We start from the raw sequence: 19,646 nt of genomic DNA, 5'->3' as shown, positions 1-19,646 counted from the left end.
CACCGGGCGCCCGTCCCGGACGAGCGCCAGATGGCGTACGGCGTACGAACGCCACGGCCGCCAGGCATCCGCCCCCGGCGTACCGTACGGATCGACATCGGGATCTCCCAGCGCCCGCATCCGGATCAGCGCGGCCGTCGCCGGTGCGATCCCGGGCAGCCGCAGCAGCGCCCGCTCGGCGTCGTCCCGGTCGGCCCCGGCGTCCAGCCGCACCGATCCGTCCGCCAGGGCGCCCGCCAGGGTCCGCAGCACCGGGTCGTCGGCCGCGGCGGCCAGCACACCCGGCTCCGGGAACACGCGCGTGAGACCGCCGCACGGGACGTCCAGGACCTTGCCGTACCGCTCGACCAGTTCCGCCGCGGCCCGGGCGCCGACCAGCGCCCGTACGGCGGACTCCTCCGGGTCCGCGGCACCGGGCGACCGCAGTCCGGGGCGCGCGGCGACCAACGGCGCCAGGCGCGGGTCGGCGCCCAGTGCCTCGTCCACGGCGTACGGATCGGCGTCCAGGTCCAGCATGCGGCGCAGCCGCTGCACGGCGGTCGTCAGGTCGCGGAGGTCCGTGAGCTCGATCCGGGCCTCCAGCCACGGCCCCGCGGACGCCTCGTCGACGGCCACGATGCCGGAGCCGTACGGCAGCCGCAGGGTGCGCCGGTAGGTGCGCGCCCCGGGGGCGCCGCTGATCTCCTCCACGTGGGGCACCGCCTCTGACCCCAGCAGGTCGAAGACCTCGCGGGCTGCGTACGGACCGCGATGGGCGAGCCGCAGCGGGATGCCGGCACGGCGCCCTTCGCGCACCCCCGCTCCCAGGCCCGTGCCCGCCTCGGCGCGCAGGCCGCTGGGGGTACGGGCGTAGATCTGCCGGATCGTGGCGTTGAACTGGCGGACGCTGGCGAACCCGGAGGCGAAGGCGATCTCGGTGACCGGGAGGCCGGTGGTCTGGAGCAGGACCCGGGCGGTGTGAGCGCGTTGCGCACGGGCGAGGGCGACCGGCCCCGCGCCGAGTTCGGCGGTGAGCTGGCGCTGGACCTGGCGGGCGCTGTACCCGAGGCGGCCCGCGAGCCCCGGGACCCCTTCGCGGTCCACCACACCGTCGCCGATCATCCGCACCGCGCGGCCGACGACATCGGCCCGGACGTTCCACTCGGCGGAGCCGGGCACGGCGTCCGGGCGGCAGCGTCTGCACGCCCGGAAGCCGTGGCCCTGCGCGGCGGCGGCGGTCGGGAAGAAGCGCACGTTCTTCCGTTTGGGGGTGACGGCGGGGCAGCTCGGCCGACAGTAGATGCCGGTGGTGGCGACGGCGAAGAAGAACTCTCCGTCGAAGCGCGCGTCACGGCTGCTCACCGCCTCGTACCTGGTCTCGTCATCCGTCACACCGTCCAGTGTGCGTCCCCGCCGAGGTGCGCACGCGCGGTTTTCGGACGTCGTGCCGGGGTCGCGCTACCGGGTACGGCCGCCCCGCTTGAGCGCCATGGCCTCGCGTCCGACCGCACTCCGGCGCTTCCACTCGCGCAGGGTCTCCTGCCGGAGCCGGGCATCGGTCTTGGCCGCGATGCGGTGGTTCTCCCTGAGCAGCTTGCGGTAGCTGTCCAGACGCCGTTCGGAGAGCGTGCCGTCCTCGATCGCACCGAGCACGGCGCAGCCCGGTTCGGTCTCGTGGCCGCAGTCGTGGAAACGGCACCGCCCGGCCAGGTTCTCGATCTCGGAGAAGACCTGGCCGACGCCGCTCTCCGCGTCGAAGAGGCCGACTCCGCGCAGCCCGGGGGTGTCGATCAGCACGCCGCCGCCCGGCAGCACGAGGAGGTTGCGCGTCGTGGTGGTGTGACGGCCCTTGCCGTCCGCGTCCCGCGTGGCCCGCACGTCCATGACGTCGGTGCCGAGCAGGGTGTTGGCGAGGGTCGACTTGCCGGCGCCGGAGATCCCGAGCAGCACGCTCGTACCGCCGCCGACGATGGCGCCGAACACGTCGACGCCCTCCCCCGTGGCCGAGCTGACGGGCAGCACCTGTACTCCGGGAGCGATGCGCTCGACGTCCTCCACCAGGTGGGCCAGGGTGGTGGTGTCCGGGACGAGATCGGCCTTGGTGAGCAGCACGAGCGGCTGCGCCTCGTACTCCCCGGCCCCCGTTCCGTCTCCGAGCAGCGCGGCTCCCTCGGTGCTCGACATGGCCAGCGCGAGGAAGCGTTCCAGCCGCCCGAGGTCCAGCTCGACGGCGAGCGAGACGCAGATGACGATGTGGTCGATGTTGGTGGCGAGCACCTGGCCCTCGGAGCGCTGCGAGGACGTCGAGCGCACGAAGGCGGTGCGGCGCGGGAGGAGCGTACGGACGAACCGCGGGTCGCCGCCGGGGTCGACGGCCACCCAGTCACCGGTGCAGACGATCCGCATCGGGTCACGGGGCACCACGAACGCGGTGTCGGCCCTGAGGGTGCCGTCCGGGGTGACCACGTCGCACTGCCCGCGGTCCACCCGCACCACGCGGCCGGGCAGAAGTCCCCGCTCGGCGTGCGGCGCGAAGGCGGCGGCCCAGTCGTCGTCCCAGCCGTACGGAGCCAGCGGGTGCGAGGAGGAAACCGGAAGAATGGGGAAAGACAAGGGAAACCCTTCACAAGGGTGGCCCCGGCACCGCGCGTCCAGGCGCGGAGAGAAAAAGTCAGGTCAGCCGGCGGCCACGGGGGTGAGAACGATGCTCTTCTGGTTGTGGGCAGCGCCCATCGCAACGACAGTCATCAATGTCCTCACCTCCGTATTCCTCGAACTGGCCCCACCCTAGCCCGCGGTCACCCGGGGGCGTCAACGGAATTACCGTGCACCACCCGCGCTCCGGGCCGTACACCGGACTTCGCCCCTGATATCCCTCGATCAGGTGATAGGCATGCACAACGACCGGTCCGCGGCCGTTATGGTGCCGGACATGACCTCATCCCAGACCTCCACCGGCACCTTCACACACGCCCAGTTGGGTACGCAGATCCTGCTCGGCTGGAGCGGCGGGCACCCCGCCGGACAGCGGGACGTCGCCTTCCTCCTCACCTACTCGCTCGGCGACGGGCAGGACGGGGCGGAGGCCGGCGAGCGGGCCATGCGCACGGCTCTCGAACGCAGCGGACTCCAGGTGGGGGGTGAGACCCTGGACGCCGCGGAGCTGCCGAACCTGCCCGTGAAGCTCCTCGTCCAGGCCGGGCAGGCGGTTCTGACGCTCCCTCACTTCAAGGCGCAGTACACCGTGCCGCCGGAGTGGCTGGCGGCCGCCCGGGCCGAGGGCACGGTGCACGGGATGTTCGCCACACGCCCGTGGCCCGAGGCCGTCCCCGGCCGTCCGGTGAGCGAGGAACTGCTGCGGTCCTTCGTGTGCGACCCGGAGGTGGTCGCGACGTCGGCCCACTGCCTCCTGCCCGTCCGCAGCCTGGGCTGACCTCAGCACCCCGCACGCACTCCGACGCCCTGCCCCTCCCTCGGACACGACGATGCCCACCACCCCCCGTGGAGTGGTGGGCATCGTCGTCACACGCTGCCTCACGAGGCGGTGCGCACGGCCCGTGGCCGTACGCACCGGGCCGTGACGTCAGTGGTTGGCGACACCGTTGCCGGAGAGCACCGGGATGTCGGACAGGATGTGCGACAGCGGCTCGTCACCCTTGGCCTGGGTGGAGTTGTCGGCACACTGCTGGTTCTGCGGGTTCGACAGGACGTTGACGTCCTGGACCGTGATCGGCACGACACCGACGAGCGAACCGATGTTGGCCTTCGCCGGGATGCCGAGGCAGAGCTTGTTCAGCGAGCCCTGGACGAGGCTGAGCTGCGGGCTCTGGTCACCCTCGGTCTCGGAGTTGCCGAACTCGGACTCGGCGCCGTTGCCGTTCACCACGGTCGTCCCGTGGTCGTTGCCGATGGCCATGGCCGCGGGGGCCGCAGCGGCGGAGACACCGATCAGGGAGACGGCCGCGGCCGCACCCGCCAGGATCTTCTTCATCACGCTTCACCTTTCCTCGTGATCCCGTTGTGGGACGTACTGATAACCGAAAGCGGACGATGGAGTTCCGCTACACCACTCGAACGGGTTCGATGCGGCGCGAGGTCGACGCGCCGCCGCCAGGAGCCTGGCTCAGCGCCCGCCGTCCGGCGTGCGGGCCGCCGGTACGAAGACACGGAGCCGCTCCGCGCCCGGCGCCCGGGACGTCTTCCGCCCGACCTCCCGGCCCGCCACGCGCCATTCGGCGAGCAGCCGGTCGTAGATCGGGGTGGAACGTTCGGGCACCGCGTCGGGGTTCCTGCGGAACTGACTGTCGTACTGGTCCATGAGGGGGCTTTACCCGACCGGCGTGGACAAACCGGCCGGCCGTGCGGCAACCGGACCAATATCCGCACTATCGGGCTACCCGACCGGCACCGGAGACACGGAAAGGGGCCGGTCCGCCCCGGCTGCCGCTCCCCAGGAGAGCGGTCACCGCACCGGCGGACCGGCCCCGTCACTCCGCGCGAGGTCAGCGGTTGCCCGCGCCGTTCGCCGACAGGAGCGGGATGTCGTTGAGGATGTGCGACAGCGCCTCGTCACCCTTCGCCTGGGTGGAGTTCTCCGTGCACTGCTGGTTCTGCGGGGAGGACAGGACGTTGATGTCCTGGACCGAGATCGGCACGAGGCCGAGGAGCGAACCGATGTTGGCCTTCGCCGGCAGGGCGATGCACGGCTTGTTGAACGATCCCTGGATCAGGCCGATCTGGGGGCTCATGTCACCCGTGGTGCTGCTGTTGCCGTAGTACTGGACGGCGCCGTTGCCGTTGACCGCGGTGGTGCCTTGGTCGTTGCCGGTCGCCATGGCAGCGGGAGCCGCGGCAGCCGAGATACCCGCGACGGAGGCTGCGACCGCAGCCGACGCCAGAACCTTCTTGATCATCAAATCGCCCTTCTGGGTTTTCTGTTGCCCGCCTGTCCGGAGCCTTCTGAACAACTCCTGCCGACGGGCCCGGTTGTGCCAATTCACTCGAACGGTGCGTATGTCTCCGGCCGGCCATGGAATGCGCCGGACCGGGCACCGGAGAAAATGCGCTGAATGGAGAAGACTTCTGCGGTGCGGCGGATCAGCCGCCGACCGGCAGGCCGCCGATCAGAGGGGCGGCCTCGGCCGCCACACCGGTCGCCTCGCCCGCCAGTTTGCTCACCGTGCCGTCCTCGTGAACCTTCTTGGTCGCACTACCGACCGTGTCGACCACGGGGTCGATGATCTGCGGAGTGCTGGCCATGAGGTGGTTCACACCGGTGGTGAGGCTGAGCGTGGGAGACGTGGCAGGAGCAGCGAAGGCGGGCGCAGCCGTTCCGAGAGCGACCACGGAACCGGCAACGAACGCGGCGGTCTTCGCGTACTTCACTTTCGAATTCCCTTCTGCAGCGGCGTGGGTTTCGGTCGCGTTCCCGCGCCGCACAGGCTTTCTTCGCCTGTGGCTTCCACCGCTTCCACCAGGCCTAACGAGCCGTGCGCGAACCGGCAACTGCACAGGGCGGCTTTTTTCCGCGGAGTTCTCCGTCGGGTTCCTCGGCGCTCCGCCTCCGCACTTCCACCGGCCCTCGCTCCGGGGTTCCCGGGGGCTCAGCCGGCCCTCCCGCACGTTCCGGTGGTTCAGCGCACGGCCGAGGGTTGTCCCGCGATTCCCGGTGGATCGGCGCGCGGGGTCGGATGCGGGGCGTCGCACGGCGGAGTGACGTCCGCATACCGGATGGAGGGGGACGTTCCGACAACGCCGCGAGGTGACGTGGCTGTCGTCGCGCGCCCGCCGTGACGTGCGGGCACCCCGTGGGGATGCGGCGCACCCGCAGGTTCGCGGGTCAGCCCTTGAGCGGGCCCACCCCGCCGGCCCTTCTGGCGTCCGTACCGCGCGCGGGGCCGCACACGACGGGAAGGCTCCGGACCGCGGGATGCGGTCCGGAGCCTTCCGGTGATGGGCGATCAGTTCGGCGTCAGCGGATCAGCTGTTGACGCAGACGTTGCCGAAGGCCGGGTTCAGCAGGCCGATGACGTTCACGGTGTTGCCGCAGACGTTGACCGGGATGTGGATCGGAACCTGCACGACGTTGCCGGACAGGACGCCCGGGGAACCGACGGCAGCGGCGCCGGCGCCGGCGTCGGCCATGGCCGGAGCAGCGGCACCCAGCGCCATGAGGGTTCCGGCGGCGACGGCGGCAACCTTGGTGTACTTCACTTTCGTCCCTTTCTGCAGCGGAGCCTTGAGCGGTCACGGCTTTCGTGCCGCACGGGTGCCGTGGTGCACGCACCCGTGGCTCCGGAGCTGTCATGCGTAACGATCGGCGGGCGGCGGCGAAACTCTATGGAAGCCGTTTCCCGGGAAACCGCCCGAATGACGCAGACCCGGGCCGCACGATGGAGGAATGTCGGCGGCCCGGGCCGGTCGTTGCGGCTGGATCAGCCGTTGCCCGCACCGTTGCCCGAGAGCACCGGGATGTCGGACAGGATGTGCGACAGCGGCTCGTCGCCCTTGGCCTGGGTGGAGTTGTCGGTGCACTGCTGGTTCTGCGGGTTCGACAGGACGTTGATGTCCTGGACCGTGATCGGCACAAGTCCGACGAGCGAACCGACGTTGGCCTTGAGCGGCAGACCGACACAGGGCTTGTTCAGCGAGCCCTGGACGAGGCTGAGCTGCGGGCTCATGTCGCCTTCGGTCTCGGAGTTGCCGAACTCCGACTCGGCACCGTTGCCGTTGACCACCGTGGTGCCCATGTCGTCGCCGATGGCCATGGCACTCGTTGCCGTGAGACCCAGGATGGAGGCGGCGACGGCACCCGTAGCCAGAACCTTCTTGATCACGATTAACCCTTCTCGTACCGATTGCCCCGCGGCGGAGCGTCCTGATCAACTCGCCGGCCGGCGAATGGTTCCGCCCGTTCACCCGAATGCCAGGAATCCCGCCGGAAAACGAACACCCGTGCGCAACCCTTTCGAGTGGTTACAAGATTTCCACGGTTCTCCGAGTTTCCTCCGTGACGTCGGGGTCGTTAGGCAGTCGTCCGCGTAGCTGGAATGACTCCCTATCGGTGTCACCGCCCACGCGAATTTCCCGGAGAAGGGCATGTAATGCGACAGGTTCTGAATAAAAGCATGATCGTCATGGCGGCGGCGTCGGGCATCCTGACCGCCGCCGGGGGTTACGCACACGCCGACGCCTCGGCCGAGGGAGTCGCCGCGGGGTCACCCGGCGTCGGCTCGGGCAACGCCCTCCAGGTGCCGGTGCACGTCCCGGTCAACCTCTGCGGCAACACCGTCGACGTGATCGCTCTGCTGAACCCTGCCTTCGGCAACACCTGCGCGAACGTGGACTCCGGCAAGGACCACGACGACGCGGGGTCCGGTGCGAGCGCCGAGGGCGCGGCCACCGGCTCGCCGGGGGTGCTGTCGGGCAACCTGGCCCAGGTACCGGTCGAGGTCCCGGTCAACGCCTGCGGCAACAGCGTCGATGTCGTGGGCCTGCTGAACCCCGTGTTCGGCAACGACTGCGTCAACGAGAGCGGCCATGGGCACGAGCACCCGCCGGTCGAGCCCCCGGTGGACGAGCCGCCGACTTCCAAGCCGCCCGTTGACGAGCCGCCCACCTCGAAGCCGCCCGTGGACGAGCCGCCGACGTCGAAGCCTCCGGTGGACGAGCCGCCGGCCGCCCAGCCGCCGGCCGGTCACCCCGGCCCGAACTCCCCCGACACCCAGCTCGCCCAGACCGGTGCGGGCGGCATGGGCATGGCCGCCGGAGCGAGCGCCGCTCTGCTTCTCGGCGGAGCGGTCCTGATGCGCCGCACCCGCGCTTCGCGCGACTGAAATCTCCGTCCCCCGATTCACGGCGGGCGCGCGGCGTCGGCCACGACGCCTCGCCGCGTTGTCGGGACGCCCCCCTACCTCCGGTACGGGGGCGTCCCTCCGTCTCGAGAAGCTCCGCGTCCGACGCCGCGCGCTGATCCCCCGGCACTTGCGGGACACCCCTCAGTTCGAACGTAGCGCCGTCCGTGCCGGGGGCGGCCCCGGGGTCCAGACGTGTGACCGCACCACGGGTCGCGCCGATGCCGGGTGTACCGGCGCGGTGTCGCCGGCTCGGCGGGCGTGCGTGCCGCCCGTCGCCGGACAGACCGGCCTTCGGCACGGCACGCAGGAGGGGCCGCCCGCTGCGGGCGGCCCCTCCTCGTTCGCGGGGAAGCGGACTCAGACGCGGGTCAGACCCGCCCGGTCCAGATGGGCGGCGATCACGGTCGTCTCCGCGGCGTCCAGCCGGCGCATCGGCGGACTCACCACGTTGGTCGCGATGACGCCGAGCAGCATCAACGCGGTCTTGAACGCACCCAGCCCTGCCGCCGTCGCCGAGGCGGTGCCGGGTACGGCGGCCGTGACGATGTCGAACAGTGCGACGAGCCGGTCCTGTTCGACCTGGGCGTCGGCCCAGTCCCCACGTACGGCGGCCTCGTGCAGCCGCACGTAGCCGTGCGGGTCCACGTTGCCCAGGCCGGGTACGGAACCGTCGGCGCCGCCCAACATCATCGCGTCGACCACCAGCTCGTGGCCGGTCAGGACGGAGAACCCCGGCAGATCACGCGCGCCGAGGGCCAGCCGGCGGAAGGACCCGTCGTCCCCGCTGGAGTCCTTCACCCCCGCGAGCACTCCTTCCGCCGCGAGTGGCAGCAGGAGCTCCGGGTCCAGCTTGCTGTGCACGCAGACCGGCACGTCGTACGCGAGGAGCGGCAGGTCCACGGCCCCGGCGATGTCCCGGAAGTGGCGGTCGATCTCGGTGGCGTGCGTGCGCGTGTAGAAGGGTGCGGTGGCCACGACCGCGTCGGCCCCCAGGGCGGCCGCGGCACGGGCCCGCTCGACGGCCCGGTTGGTGGTGGTCTCGATGGCGCCGACGAGTACCGGCACCTGGCCCGCCGACGCCGTGGTGATCACCTTGATGACCTCGTCTTGCTGACGTGGCGTCAGGTAGGCGGTCTCCCCGGAGCTGCCGAGGGCGAAGAGGCCGCTGACACCACCGTCGAGGAGGTGGCCGACGACCCTCTCCAGGGAGACCCGGTCGAGCTCGCCGTCCTCGGTGAGCGGGGTGACGACGGGCGGGATCACTCCGGAGTAGGTGCTGGGGGCGGCGGTCATGCGGTGCTCCTTGCGGGCGGTACGGGGGTCCGGTCCCCGGCGGGGGACGCGGAGGTCTGGGGGTGGACGCAGTGCCAGCGGTGCCCGCCGGATCCGGAGGACTCCGCGGGGAAGACCGTGGAGCATGCGGCGTCGGCCTTCCAGCAGCGGGTGCTGAAGGGGCAGCCGGCCGGCGGATGGGTGGCGGAGGGCACCGGGCCGGTGAGGACGATGCGTTCCGTGGCCTCCAGCAGGCTGGGCGTCGCGGAGAGCAGCGCCTCGGTGTACGGGTGGCTGGGGGTCCCCGCCACGTCGGGCGCTCGGCCCTCCTCCACGATGCGGCCGAGGTAGAGCACGGCGATCCGGTCGGCGAGATAGCGCACGGTCTGGATGTCGTGCGAGATGAACACCATGCCGAGGCCGAGGCGTGCGCGCAGGTCGACGAGGAGGTTGAGCACCTGCGCGCGTACGGAGACGTCGAGCGCCGAGGTCGGTTCGTCGGCGACGACGAGCTCCGGTTCGAGGGCCAGGGCCCGGGCGATGGCGACACGCTGCCGCTGGCCGCCGGAGAGCTGCCCGGGAAGGGCCGCGAGGGTGTGGCCGGGCAGTCCGACCAGGTCGAGCAGCTCCTCGACACGGGCCTCGCGCGCCTCGCGGGTGCCGCGCCGGTGCACGTCCAGCGGGTCGAGCAGGATCTGCCGGACCGTGAGGCGCGGGTTGAGGGCCGTGGCGGGGTCCTGGAAGACGACGCCGACGGCCGATCCGAAGTCGTTGCGCCGCTCCGCGGCCGGCATCTTCCAGAGGTCGCGTCCGTGGAAGAGGACCTCGCCCTCGGTGGGTTTCTGCAGTCCGGTGAGGACCCTGGCGAGGGTGGACTTGCCGCAGCCGGACTCGCCGACCAGGCCCACGATCTCGCCGCGCTTCACCTCCAGCGTGACGTCGGTCAGCGCGTGGACGGCGTCGCGGCCGAAGAGGCCTCCGCTACGTGCCTTGTGACGTACGTGAACGCCGTCGAGCCTGATCACAGGGCGCTCCCTTCCAGCTTGTTCACGGTGGCGGTGCCGGCCGGGTGGTGACAGGCGAAGCCGTGGTCCTTCGCGGTGCCGCGTCCGGTGAGTACGGGGGTCGTGGTGCGGCAGAGGTCGGTCGCGGCACCGCAGCGGCCGGCGAAGCGGCATCCCGCGCCGAAGCCCTGGGGCGCGGGGACGACTCCGCGTATCTGGTGGAGACGGTCGGCGCCGGCCTCCAGGGAGACGACGGAGCCGAGGAGCCCGCGACTGTAGTGGTGGGCGGGGCCGGTGAGGACGGAGCGGGTGTCGCCCACCTCGGCGAGCCGGCCCGCGTACATCACGGCGACCCGGTGCGAGAGGTCGCCGACCAGGGCGAGGTCGTGCGAGACCAGGACCATCGCGAAGCCGAGCTCGTCGCGGAGGCGGATGAGGAGTTCGACGACCTGGGCCTGGACGGTGACGTCGAGGGCGGTGGTCGGTTCGTCGGCGATGAGCAGGCGGGGACTGCGGGACAGGGCCATCGCGATGAGGACGCGCTGGCGCTGGCCGCCGGAGAGTTCGTGCGGGTAGCTGCGCAGGGTGCGCTCGGGCGAAAGCCCGACGAGCTCGAGGAGTTCGGCGGCGGTCTTGGTGCCGCCGCGCGAGGTCAGCTGCCTGAGCTGGCTACCGACGAGCACCGAGGGGTTGAGGGAGGAGAGCGCGTCCTGGTACACCATCGCGATCTCGGGCCCCATCAGCGCGCGGCGTTCCCTGGGCGGGAGCTTCAGCAGGTTCCGGCCGCGGTAGAGGATCTCGCCGTCGACCTCGGCGTTGCGGGCCAGAAGACCCATGACGGCGAGGCTGGTGATGGACTTGCCGCAGCCGGACTCGCCGACCAGGCCGAGTGTTTCGCCCTCGCGGACGGTGAAGTTCAGCCGGTCGACGACGGGGATGTCGCCGTAGCGGTCGGGGAAGCGGATCGCCAGGTCGCGTACGACGAGGAGTTCACCGGCGTCCTCGCGTACCGGGGCGAGGGTGGGCCCGGTGGCGGCGAGGTGTCCGGCGAGCTGGGCGAGGGCGGCGTCGACGTCGACGGTGGAGGCGGCCTCGACCGGGTCGGGTGCGGGGGTGCCGGTGGCCCCCGTGACGTCGCTGCGGCTCCTCGGCGCGGCGGAGGCGTCGGTGAGGCCTTCGGAGAGGATGTTGAGCGCGAGGACGGTGACGAGGAGCGCGAGGCCGGGGAAGAAGGTGGCCCACCAGCCGCCGGCCAGGAGGATCTGCCGGCCGTAGGCGAGGACGCTGCCCCAGCTGGGATCGGGGTCCTGCACCCCCGCTCCGATGAAGGAGAGGCTGGCCTCGAAGATGATGGCCTCGGCCACCATGACGGTCGCGAACACCATGACCGGGGCCATGCAGTTGACGGCGACGTGGCGGAGCACGATGTAGGCGCGCCGGGCACCGATGACCTTCTCGGCCGCCACGTAGTCCTCGCCGTACTGCGCCAGCACGTTGGCGCGTACGACGCGGGCGAGGGAGGGGGTGTAGACGAAGGCAACGGTGAAGATGATCACCGGGATGCTGGTGCCGAACACGGCGACGAGGACGGCCGCGAGAGCGATCGGCGGGAAGGACATGACGACGTCAAGGGCGCGCATGACGGACTCGTCGCCGAGCTTGCGTGAGGTGGCGGCGAGCGAGCCGAGGACGGCTCCGGCGGCCAGGGCGCAGGCGGTCGCGCCGAGGCCGATGATCAGCGAGTAGCGCGAGCCGTGCACCACTCGGGCGAAGACGTCGCGCCCCGCCCGGTCGGTGCCGAACCAGTGGTCGCCGCTGGGGCCCTGCACGGGAGTGCCGGTGGTGAGCGGATCCTGGGTGAGCAGGGGGGCGAACACGGCGCCGAGGACGACGAGGACCAGGACGCCGAGGGCGACGCGGGAGGTGACCGGGAGGGCGCGGAAGGCGATGCCCGGTCGGGAGAGCTTGGTGGCCAGACGGCCCGTGGCGAACATGTCACACCGTCCTGATGCGCGGGTTGACCAGCAGGTAGAGCAGGTCGACGATGACGTTGACCACCAGGAAGGCGATGGCGATGGTCAGTACGGTGCCCTGGACCAGGGCTACGTCGCCGCCGGTGACACCTTCGAGGATGAGTTTGCCCATGCCGGGCAGGTCGAAGATCGCTTCGATGACGACGGCCCCGCTGAGCAGGTAGCCGACCTTGACCCCGAGCACGGTCAGCGGGGTGACGAGCGCGTTGCGCAGCACCGAGCGGACGACCAGGAAGGCCGGCAGGCCGTTGCCCCGGGCGGTGCGGACGTAGTCACGGTCGAGTTCGGCCACCATCGAGGTGCGGACGAGGCGCGCGAGCGACGCGGCGACGGGCACGGCGAGCGAGAGGGCGGGCAGGGCCATGGTGGTGAGCCAGCCGCTGACCGAGTCGGCGGGGTTGGTGTATCCGCCGGTCGGGAAGACGCGGGTGTTCAGTGCGAACTGCTGGATGAGCAGGACGCCCAGCCAGAAGGACGGGACGGCGACCCCGGCCATGGAGAGGACCCGGAAGAGCTGGTCGGGCCAGCGGTCGCGGTACACCGCGCCCAGGACGCCACCGAGGACGGCGAGGACGACGGCGACGAGCAGACCGAGGAAGGTCAGCTGCAGTGTGAGGGGAAACGCCGCCGTGATCCGGTCGATCACCGGCTGACTGGGCGGGACGGTCGTGCCGAGGTCGAAGTGGAGCAGTTGTCCGAGGAAGTGGAAGTAGCGCACGGGCAGTGGGTCGTCGAGCCCGTTGGCCTCGGCGAAGGCCGCGCGGGCCTCGGGACCGGCGCTCTCCCCGAGCGCGTTGTAGGCCGGATCGGCCGGCGAGAACTGCAGCACCACGAAGACGAGCAGCGCGATGCCGAGGATCATCACCGGCATCATCGCGACGCGGCGCAGCGCGAGCCGGAGAAAAGCAACCATCGTCGGGTTCCTTGGGAGTGGGCGGACGGCTGGTCCGGGCCGCCGGGGGCGGGCGGCCCGGACCGGTGGGCGTCAGGCGCGGCCGACGTCCAGGAAGGACAGGCCGGTGGTGGGCAGCGGCTGGAAGCCGGGCAGGGCCTTCTCGTTCCAGGCGGTGGGCAGCTTGCGGTGGAGGATCGGATAGAGCGCGGCCTCGTCGGCGACGAGGTCGGTGACCTGGGCCCACAGCTGCTTGCGGACCGCCTCGTCGGCGGCCTGGGCGGCCTTGTCGAGGAGCTGCTTGACCTTCTTGTACGCGGCGGTCGTGGACCAGCCGTAGCGCTTCTCCGGCCAGAAGCCGTAGTAGAACCAGCGCATCAGGAGGTCCACGTCGTTACCGAAGACCGAGGGGTCGCCGGGGGCCACCATGACCTCGAAGCGGCCAGAGTCGACCTTGGCCCACTGGGCCGGCGACTGGGCGATGTCCAGGGTGGCGTCGACACCGGCGGCGGCCCAGCTCTCCTTGAGGAGCGGGGCGATGTCCTTGACCCAGCCGGTGTCGGTGGTCAGCACCGAGAACTTCAGGTCCCGCAGCCCCGCTTCGGCGAGCAGCTTCCTGGCCTCGGCCACGTCGTGGGTGTAGACCGTTGCGGCCTTGTGGTAGTCGGGATGGGTGGGGGGGACGTAGCCCGTGGCGGCGGTGGCGTTCCCGACCATGGCGGTCCTGATGATCTTCTCGGTGTCCAGCGCGTAGTGCAGTGCCTGGCGGACCCGCTTGTCGGCGAACCGCTCGTCGGCGGTGTTGAACATCAGGAAGAGCAGGCCGAAGGACTGCACGGCCTCGGTCTTCGCGGGGGCGGAGAGCCCGTCCACGTCGATGTAGGGGACGTCCTCGATGGCCTGGACGCGGCCGGACTGCATGGCACTGACACGGGCCGACTGGTCCGATATCAGGCGCCAGATCATCTTCTTGGCCTTGGCCGGGTGCGGGCCGTTGTACGTGTCGTACTTCTCGAACACGATCTTGTCTTCACGGGTCGCCGACACGAACCTGTACGGCCCGGAGCCGACGGGCTCGGCGTCGAACTTCTTGACGTCCGCCTCGACGATCTTCTTGGGCACGATGCGGGCGACCGCGACGCGGGACGGGAAGAGCGCGAAGGCGTACTTCAGCTTGAACTCGACCGTCTTCGCGTCGACGGCCGTGACCGTGTCGATGAAGGGGACGAACTGCGCCATCAACGAGGCGTTCTTCTCGTCGAGGATGCGTTCGAAGCTGAACACGACGTCGTCGGCGGTGACCGGTGAGCCGTCGTGGAAGGTCGCGCCGTCGCGAAGGGTGGCGCGGTAGGTGGTGGCGTTGATCTTCTTCGGCATCCCGGTCGCGAGGGTGGGGCGGGCCACGAGCGTGACCGGGTCGAGATCGACCAGACCTTCGAAGATGTGCATGTTGGCCGCGTAGGGCGTGGCTCCCGACGTGATCATCGGGTCGAATCCGGTGGACAGGGGGTACGACATGCCGGCCTCGATGGTGCCGCTGCCGTCGCTCCCGCCCGTCTCGCCGTCGGCGGTCGAGGTGGGGCCGCCGCACGCGGAGAGGCTTGCCGTGATGGCAGCGGCCGCACCGATGAAGCCTGTGTAACGCAGGAACGTACGGCGCTCGACGCCGGCTGGCCTCAGCTCGGGCACGGGTCCTCCAAGGGACGTTGAGGGCTGGCAGGGGGGTGGGGAACAGCTGTTTTCGATGGTTGTCGGATCCCGGGGAACCATCGAGCATCAGACGTCAGATGTCTGATGCCTTGATAGCGTGGGAACGTAGCCCGTCAATCGAGAGGGGTCAAGAGGTGGGGAGTTCAGATATGTCCGGCACGCGCCCCGGTCGCACCCTGTTGCGGCAGGAAGTCGTCGAGGGCATCAAGCGCTACATCCTCGACGAGCGGCTGCGCCCCGGGGACCCGCTCCCGACGGAGCCGGCCCTGTGCGAGGCGCTCGGCGCCAGCCGGTCCAGCGTCCGGGAGGCCGTCAAGATTCTCGCCGCCCTCGACATCGTCGAGGTGCGCCACGGCCACGGGACCTACGTCGGCCGCCTGAGCCTGTCCGCGCTGGTGGAGAGTCTCACCTTCCGCGGCCTGCTCTCCCCGGACGACGACTTCCAGGTCATGGCGGACCTCGTCGACGTACGCGAGCTCTTCGAGCGGGGCATGGCCGACCGGATCATCTCCTTGCTCAGCACCGAGCAGCTCGACGCCCTGGACGGCCTGGTGGCGACCATGCGTACCACCGGTTCGGGAGACGGGCACGGCTTCGTCGCGGCGGACCGGGCCTTCCACGCGCTGTTGGTGGCCCCGTTGGGCAACGACCTGATCGGCCAGCTCTCGATGGCCTTCTGGGACGTCTACACGATCGTCGCCCCGCACCTCGACGGCTTCACGCACGCCGACGAGACGGCGACGGTCGCCGCTCACCAGAACATCGTCGACGCCGCCCGGGCGGGCGACGTGCCCGCGTTCCTCAAGGCCCTCGGCGAGCACTACGCGCCGGTCAGGCGGCGGATCTCCGAGGCGAGGGCGCGCGGGGCGAACCCGGCCTGATCCAGGCCGTGTTTCGCACGTCCCGCCTGCCCGGCGGCGCCTGGCACATGCACGCGCCGCACGGTCGGCATCGTCCCGATACATCCACTGTCGGGACGACCCTCCGCCGTGCGAGCACACGCACCGGACACCCCTGGGCCCGCCCCTCGGGCAGACGGCACTCCTTTCGCATCAGGACCTGGGTGCCGGCCCCCGACGGCCCCGCCCGGTCGGCTGCGGCGCGGGGGACGGCACCTCCCTACGACGGAGGGCGGCAGCGGGGTCACGCAGGGGCGGCCGCGGCGTCGCCGGGTGCGCGATGGACGACGGGTTTCGCGGGCGTGATCGATACACCTGGCCGCGGACCCGCCGTCCCTGCTCGCCGACGCCCCCGGTGCGGTACGCCCACACACGGTGGGCGTACGGGCGACCGCCGCGGCTGTGCGCCGGCGAGCGGTGGACGAGTCGCGCCCAGGTCGAGCGGACCCCGGGCCCGGGGTGCGCTGCACCAGGGCATGGGGAACGCGTGGTGCCGGGCGCACCCGGCGGGCACCAGCGGCTACCTCTGCGCGGAGTCGGGAGCGGCCCCGGGCATCGGCACCAGCCCGGACGGGCGTTCGAGGCGGTGCCGGATGCCGTCGAAGTGGGTCCGCATGGCCCGTACCGCGCGCTCCCCGTCGGCCGCCGCCAGGGCTTCGACGATCTCGTGGTGCTGGGCACAGGTGACGGCGGGGTCCTGATGACCGTCGTCCCTGTCCTCGCGCACCCGGTCCATGGCCGCCCAGAACGCGTCCAGCACCTCGCTGAGCAGGTGGTTGCCGAGCGAGGCGTAGAGCGCGAGATGGAAGGCCCGGTCGGTGGTCCGGGCGACCCGTCCTCCCCGGGCCTCGGACTCCATCCGGGCGACCAGCGCTCGCAGGACGGCGAGGTCCTCGGCGGGAACTCCTGCGGTGACGGCGCCGACCAGCCCGACCTCCAGGGCCTCGCGCACCTTCATGAGCTCCAGCAGACCCGGCTCGCCCCGGCCGTGCCGGACGGCGGCGCGGAAGGCCAGCCCTTCGACGAGGGGCGACAGGGAGAGGGAACCGACGAAGGTCCCGAAGCCGCGCCGGATCTCGACGACGTGCATGGCCTGCAACGCCTTGAGGGCCTCGCGCACCGAGACCCGCCCGGCGTCGAACAGGTCCATCAGCTCACTCTCGGTGGGCAGCGGGTCGCCCGGTCCGAGCCGGCGTTCGAGGATCAGTTCCTTGACCCTTCGCTCGATGTCCTGAGCCATGGTGGGGCGGGCCACGACGGTCCTCCTGGGTGCAGTCGGCCGCCGGTGCCTCTTGACCGGCCGCCGGGATGTCCGTTTAAAGTGAGTCCAGACATAGGACATCTTACGTCTCATGTCTCGGTCCGTTTCCTCCTTTCCGGCGGCGGGCCTGCGTTCTCAACGAGCTGGAGCTCTTCCCCATGCCCCTGACCGCACCGCTGCACGGCGTCGTACCGCCGGTCTGCACCCCGCTCGACGACCGGGGGGAGGTCGACACGGCCTCTCTCACCCGTCTCGTCGACCACCTCGTCGACGGCGGGGTACACGGACTCTTCGCCCTGGGTTCGACCGGCGAGGTCGCCTATCTGACGGACGCCCGGCGCGCTACCGCCCTGCGGACCGTGGTCACCGCGGCCGCCGGGCGGGTCCCGGTCCTCGCCGGGGTCATCGACACGACGACCGCGCGGGTCGTCGCACACGCCCGGACCGCCGCCGAGCTCGGCGCGGACGCCCTCGTCGCGACCGCGCCCTTCTACACCCGAACGCACCCGAAGGAGATGGCCGAGCACTTCCGCCGGGTGCGCGCCACCGTCGACCTGCCACTGTTCGCCTACGACATCCCGGTGGCCGTGCACTCCAAGCTCTCCCACGCCCTGGTACGCCATCTGGCCGAGGACGGCACCCTGGCCGGCCTCAAGGACAGCAGCGGTGACGAGGGCGGGCTGCGCCGGCTGATCGTGGACCTCGGTGGGCGCGAGGGCCGGCCGCAGGGCCCGGCGCCGCACTTCACCGTGCTGACCGGCTCCGAACTCACCGCCGATGCGGCGCTGCTGGCCGGCGCCGACGGCGTCGTGCCCGGCATCGGCAACGTGGACCCGGCCGGCTACGTGCGGCTGTACGACGCCGCGCGCGCCGGTGACTGGGCGCTCGCAGCCCGGGAGCAGGAGCGGCTCGTCGAGCTGTTCGCCATGGTCGACGCCGGTCCGGAGCAGGACATGGGCCGCAGCTCGTCGGCGCTCGGCTCGTTCAAGGAGGCACTGCGACTGCTCGGTGTCATCGACAACGGTGCCACCGCGTTCCCGCAGATCCCGCTCTCCGCCGAGTCCGTCGCCCTGGTCGCGGAGCGGCTGCGCGGCGCCGGTCTGCCGCCGGTCCGATGACCGCGCGCCCGACCCCGGCCGCGGTGATCGGCCTCGACCTCGGCGGTACGAAGATCGCGGCCGCGCTCTTCGCCGCCGACGGCACGGTACTGACCCGGCACACCCGGCCCACCCCGGCCGGGGACGGCTCGGCGGCGGTGCTCGACGCGCTCGCCGCGGCGGCCGCCGAGGTGGACCCCGGCGGACTGGCCACGGCGCTCGGCGTCGCGGCGGCCGGGGTCGTCGATCCCCGCAGCGGCGTGGTCACCAGTGCCACCGATTCGATCGGCGGCTGGGCGGGCACCGCGCTCGGGACGGGCCTCGCGGATCGGACCGGCCTGCCGGTGGCCTGCGACAACGACGTGCGCGCCACCGCGGGGCCGGAACTCGCCGCGCTCGCGGAGGGCCGGGGTTCGCTGCTGTTCGCCGCCGTGGGCACGGGCGTGGGCGGAGCACTCGCCGTCGACGGGCGCATGCTGCACGGCGCGTCCGGCATGGCCGGCCACCTCGGCCACCTCCCCAGTACGGAGGCGGCAGGGCTGCCCTGTACCTGCGGGGCCTCCGGGCACCTGGAGGTCATCGCGTCCGGGCCGGGCATCACCGCGCACTACGAGCGGCTCACCGGCACCCCGGCGGGCCGGCTCGAAACCGTCGCCGACCGCGCCGCCCGGGGCGACCGGGCGGCCGTACACGCCGTCACCACGGGAGCGGCGGCCGCCGGACGGGTGCTGGGCGGGCTCGCCAACGCGCTCGGCCCCGACCGGGTCGTCGTCGGCGGTGGTGTACCCCGGATCGGCACGCTGTACGGCGACGCGCTTGCCGCCGCCTTCGCCGCCGAGCTGATGCCACCGCTGCGCGGACTCGTCCCCGTACCTCCCCTCTTCGGCCACGACGCCGCCGTGCTGGGCGCCGCCGCACTGACCACCACCCTGCCCCTCCACCACCCGGGAGCACCCCGATGACCGCACAGGATCTGGCCGACGCCCTGCGGGGCCGGTTGATCGTCTCCTGTCAGGCACCCCCCGGTGACCCGATGCGGGAGACCCCCACCCTCGTGCGCATGGCCCTCTCGGCCGTCGCCGGCGGCGCCTCCGCGATCCGGGCCAACGAGCCGGAGGTCGTCGCCGCGATCGTGCGGGCCGTGGACCTGCCGGTCATCGGCCTGTGGAAGGACGGCGACACGGGCGTCTACATCACCCCGACCGTCCGGCACGCCCTGGCGGTCGTCGAAGCCGGAGCGGCCGTCGTCGCCGCCGACGCCACCGGCCGGCCCCGCCCGGACGGCTCCACGTTCACCGAGCTGGTCACCGCCGTGCATGCCGCGGGCGCCCTCGTCATGGCCGACGTCTCCACGCTCGCCGAAGGGATCGCCGCCGCCGCGCGGGGGGCGGACCTCGTCTCGACGACCCTGTCCGGCTACGTGCCCGGAACGCCGAAGCAGACCGGCCCTGACCTGGACCTTGTGACATCTCTCTCGGCCGCAGTCTCTGTACCGGTCGTCGCCGAAGGCCGTATCAATACTCCCGAGGAGGCTGCCGAAGCCCTCGCCCGAGGCGCCCACAGCGTCGTGGTCGGTACGGCCATCACCGCTCCCACCGCCCTGACCGCACGCTTCGTCGCCGGCCTCACCCGGCCCTGAGCAC

The 19,646-nt window shown here is 71.7% G+C and carries 19 protein-coding genes and 1 pseudogene; 6 read left to right on the top strand and 14 right to left on the bottom strand.

Features of this window, described 5'->3' with window-relative positions; genetic code table 11:
• Positions 1–27 precede the first annotated feature (27 nt).
• Positions 28–1,371: pseudogene (locus tag BA175_RS02290) on the bottom strand (DNA-3-methyladenine glycosylase 2 family protein); the annotation flags it as partial.
• A 66-nt stretch (positions 1,372–1,437) separates the two neighbouring features.
• Complete coding sequence (gene rsgA, locus BA175_RS02285) at positions 1,438–2,592, bottom strand: ribosome small subunit-dependent GTPase A (protein WP_069169492.1); 1,155 nt, start codon at positions 2,590–2,592, stop codon at positions 1,438–1,440.
• 319 nt (positions 2,593–2,911) lie between these two features.
• Between rsgA and BA175_RS02280 the strand changes: the two genes are divergently transcribed.
• Positions 2,912–3,412 carry a DUF5949 family protein gene (locus tag BA175_RS02280; protein WP_069170289.1) on the top strand — a complete coding sequence of 167 codons (501 nt, stop codon included), beginning with the start codon at positions 2,912–2,914 and terminating at the stop codon, positions 3,410–3,412.
• 150 nt (positions 3,413–3,562) lie between these two features.
• On the opposite strand, the gene BA175_RS02275 is transcribed toward BA175_RS02280, so the two are convergent.
• From BA175_RS02275 to BA175_RS02250, 6 genes are all read right to left on the bottom strand, one after another.
• Positions 3,563–3,970, bottom strand: a complete 408-nt coding sequence (locus BA175_RS02275) for a rodlin (protein WP_069169491.1) — start codon at positions 3,968–3,970, stop codon at positions 3,563–3,565.
• Positions 3,971–4,102: 132 nt separating this feature from the next.
• Positions 4,103–4,297, bottom strand: coding sequence for a hypothetical protein (locus BA175_RS02270; protein ID WP_069169490.1), 195 nt, complete (start codon positions 4,295–4,297; stop codon positions 4,103–4,105).
• Positions 4,298–4,481: 184 nt separating this feature from the next.
• Positions 4,482–4,892: a rodlin gene (locus BA175_RS02265; RefSeq protein ID WP_069169489.1), complete on the bottom strand. Its 411-nt coding sequence runs from the start codon at positions 4,890–4,892 to the stop codon at positions 4,482–4,484.
• A gap of 184 nt (positions 4,893–5,076) precedes the next feature.
• Complete coding sequence (locus BA175_RS02260) at positions 5,077–5,364, bottom strand: hypothetical protein (RefSeq protein WP_069169488.1); 288 nt, start codon at positions 5,362–5,364, stop codon at positions 5,077–5,079.
• 594 nt (positions 5,365–5,958) lie between these two features.
• On the bottom strand, positions 5,959–6,192 hold the full coding sequence (locus BA175_RS02255; RefSeq protein ID WP_069169487.1) for a chaplin: 234 nt from the start codon (positions 6,190–6,192) through the stop codon (positions 5,959–5,961).
• Between the two features lie 221 nt (positions 6,193–6,413).
• Entirely contained in the window at positions 6,414–6,815 is a 402-nt protein-coding gene (locus BA175_RS02250; protein ID WP_069169486.1) for a rodlin, read from the bottom strand.
• A 267-nt stretch (positions 6,816–7,082) separates the two neighbouring features.
• On the opposite strand from BA175_RS02250, the gene BA175_RS02245 reads away from it, so the two are divergent.
• A complete protein-coding gene (locus BA175_RS02245) occupies positions 7,083–7,814 on the top strand; it encodes a chaplin (RefSeq protein ID WP_079159340.1) in 732 nt (243 codons plus the stop codon).
• A gap of 378 nt (positions 7,815–8,192) precedes the next feature.
• Here the strand turns inward: BA175_RS02245 and BA175_RS02240 are convergent, their stop codons facing one another.
• From BA175_RS02240 to BA175_RS02220, 5 genes are all read right to left on the bottom strand, one after another.
• On the bottom strand, positions 8,193–9,128 hold the full coding sequence (locus BA175_RS02240; protein ID WP_069169484.1) for a dihydrodipicolinate synthase family protein: 936 nt from the start codon (positions 9,126–9,128) through the stop codon (positions 8,193–8,195).
• Positions 9,125–10,132, bottom strand: a complete 1,008-nt coding sequence (locus tag BA175_RS02235; RefSeq protein ID WP_069169483.1) for an oligopeptide/dipeptide ABC transporter ATP-binding protein — start codon at positions 10,130–10,132, stop codon at positions 9,125–9,127. The genes BA175_RS02240 and BA175_RS02235 overlap by 4 nt, the downstream gene beginning before the upstream one ends.
• On the bottom strand, positions 10,129–12,105 hold the full coding sequence (locus BA175_RS02230) for a dipeptide/oligopeptide/nickel ABC transporter permease/ATP-binding protein (protein ID WP_069169482.1): 1,977 nt from the start codon (positions 12,103–12,105) through the stop codon (positions 10,129–10,131). The genes BA175_RS02235 and BA175_RS02230 overlap by 4 nt, the downstream gene beginning before the upstream one ends.
• 1 nt (position 12,106) lies before the next feature.
• Complete coding sequence (locus tag BA175_RS02225) at positions 12,107–13,057, bottom strand: ABC transporter permease (RefSeq protein WP_069169481.1); 951 nt, start codon at positions 13,055–13,057, stop codon at positions 12,107–12,109.
• Positions 13,058–13,129: 72 nt separating this feature from the next.
• Positions 13,130–14,725, bottom strand: a complete 1,596-nt coding sequence (locus BA175_RS02220) for an ABC transporter substrate-binding protein (RefSeq protein WP_069169480.1) — start codon at positions 14,723–14,725, stop codon at positions 13,130–13,132.
• A gap of 170 nt (positions 14,726–14,895) precedes the next feature.
• Here BA175_RS02220 and BA175_RS02215 point away from each other — a divergent pair, with 170 nt between their 5' ends.
• A complete protein-coding gene (locus BA175_RS02215; RefSeq protein WP_069169479.1) occupies positions 14,896–15,627 on the top strand; it encodes a FadR/GntR family transcriptional regulator in 732 nt (243 codons plus the stop codon).
• Positions 15,628–16,165: 538 nt separating this feature from the next.
• Here BA175_RS02215 and BA175_RS02210 read toward each other — a convergent pair.
• The gene (locus BA175_RS02210; RefSeq protein WP_069169478.1) at positions 16,166–16,900 is read right to left on the bottom strand and encodes a FadR/GntR family transcriptional regulator; all 735 of its coding nucleotides are present in this window, start codon (positions 16,898–16,900) and stop codon (positions 16,166–16,168) included.
• 164 nt (positions 16,901–17,064) lie between these two features.
• Between BA175_RS02210 and BA175_RS02205 the strand changes: the two genes are divergently transcribed.
• The 3 genes from BA175_RS02205 to BA175_RS02195 are packed head-to-tail and all read left to right on the top strand — an operon-like array spanning position 17,065 to position 19,642.
• Positions 17,065–18,024 (top strand): dihydrodipicolinate synthase family protein, encoded by a 960-nt coding sequence (locus BA175_RS02205; RefSeq protein ID WP_069169477.1) that lies wholly within the window; start codon positions 17,065–17,067, stop codon positions 18,022–18,024.
• Positions 18,021–18,965, top strand: a complete 945-nt coding sequence (locus BA175_RS02200) for an ROK family protein (protein ID WP_069169476.1) — start codon at positions 18,021–18,023, stop codon at positions 18,963–18,965. Before BA175_RS02205 ends, BA175_RS02200 begins: the two co-directional genes overlap by 4 nt.
• On the top strand, positions 18,962–19,642 hold the full coding sequence (locus BA175_RS02195) for an N-acetylmannosamine-6-phosphate 2-epimerase (RefSeq protein ID WP_069169475.1): 681 nt from the start codon (positions 18,962–18,964) through the stop codon (positions 19,640–19,642). The genes BA175_RS02200 and BA175_RS02195 overlap by 4 nt, the downstream gene beginning before the upstream one ends.
• The last annotated feature ends 4 nt before the right edge of the window (positions 19,643–19,646 follow it).

The organism is Streptomyces griseus, from assembly GCF_001715295.1.
In the GTDB taxonomy this organism is placed as follows: Bacteria; Actinomycetota; Actinomycetes; order Streptomycetales; family Streptomycetaceae; genus Streptomyces; species Streptomyces griseus_G.
This window is presented reverse-complemented; position numbering and strand designations above follow the sequence as displayed.

Excerpts from the sequence above, each read along its gene's own strand:
- BA175_RS02245 (WP_079159340.1), top strand. The coding sequence starts at position 7,083 with ATGCGACAGGTTCTGAATAAAAGCATGATCGTCATGGCGGCGGCGTCG.
- BA175_RS02270 (WP_069169490.1), bottom strand. The coding sequence starts at position 4,297 with ATGGACCAGTACGACAGTCAGTTCCGCAGGAACCCCGACGCGGTGCCC.
- BA175_RS02200 (WP_069169476.1), top strand. The coding sequence starts at position 18,021 with ATGACCGCGCGCCCGACCCCGGCCGCGGTGATCGGCCTCGACCTCGGC.
- BA175_RS02265 (WP_069169489.1), bottom strand. The coding sequence starts at position 4,892 with ATGATCAAGAAGGTTCTGGCGTCGGCTGCGGTCGCAGCCTCCGTCGCG.
- BA175_RS02215 (WP_069169479.1), top strand. The coding sequence starts at position 14,896 with ATGTCCGGCACGCGCCCCGGTCGCACCCTGTTGCGGCAGGAAGTCGTC.
- BA175_RS02225 (WP_069169481.1), bottom strand. The coding sequence starts at position 13,057 with ATGGTTGCTTTTCTCCGGCTCGCGCTGCGCCGCGTCGCGATGATGCCG.
- BA175_RS02195 (WP_069169475.1), top strand. The coding sequence starts at position 18,962 with ATGACCGCACAGGATCTGGCCGACGCCCTGCGGGGCCGGTTGATCGTC.
- BA175_RS02280 (WP_069170289.1), top strand. The coding sequence starts at position 2,912 with ATGACCTCATCCCAGACCTCCACCGGCACCTTCACACACGCCCAGTTG.
- BA175_RS02240 (WP_069169484.1), bottom strand. The coding sequence starts at position 9,128 with ATGACCGCCGCCCCCAGCACCTACTCCGGAGTGATCCCGCCCGTCGTC.
- BA175_RS02230 (WP_069169482.1), bottom strand. The coding sequence starts at position 12,105 with ATGTTCGCCACGGGCCGTCTGGCCACCAAGCTCTCCCGACCGGGCATC.
- BA175_RS02275 (WP_069169491.1), bottom strand. The coding sequence starts at position 3,970 with ATGAAGAAGATCCTGGCGGGTGCGGCCGCGGCCGTCTCCCTGATCGGT.
- BA175_RS02205 (WP_069169477.1), top strand. The coding sequence starts at position 17,065 with ATGCCCCTGACCGCACCGCTGCACGGCGTCGTACCGCCGGTCTGCACC.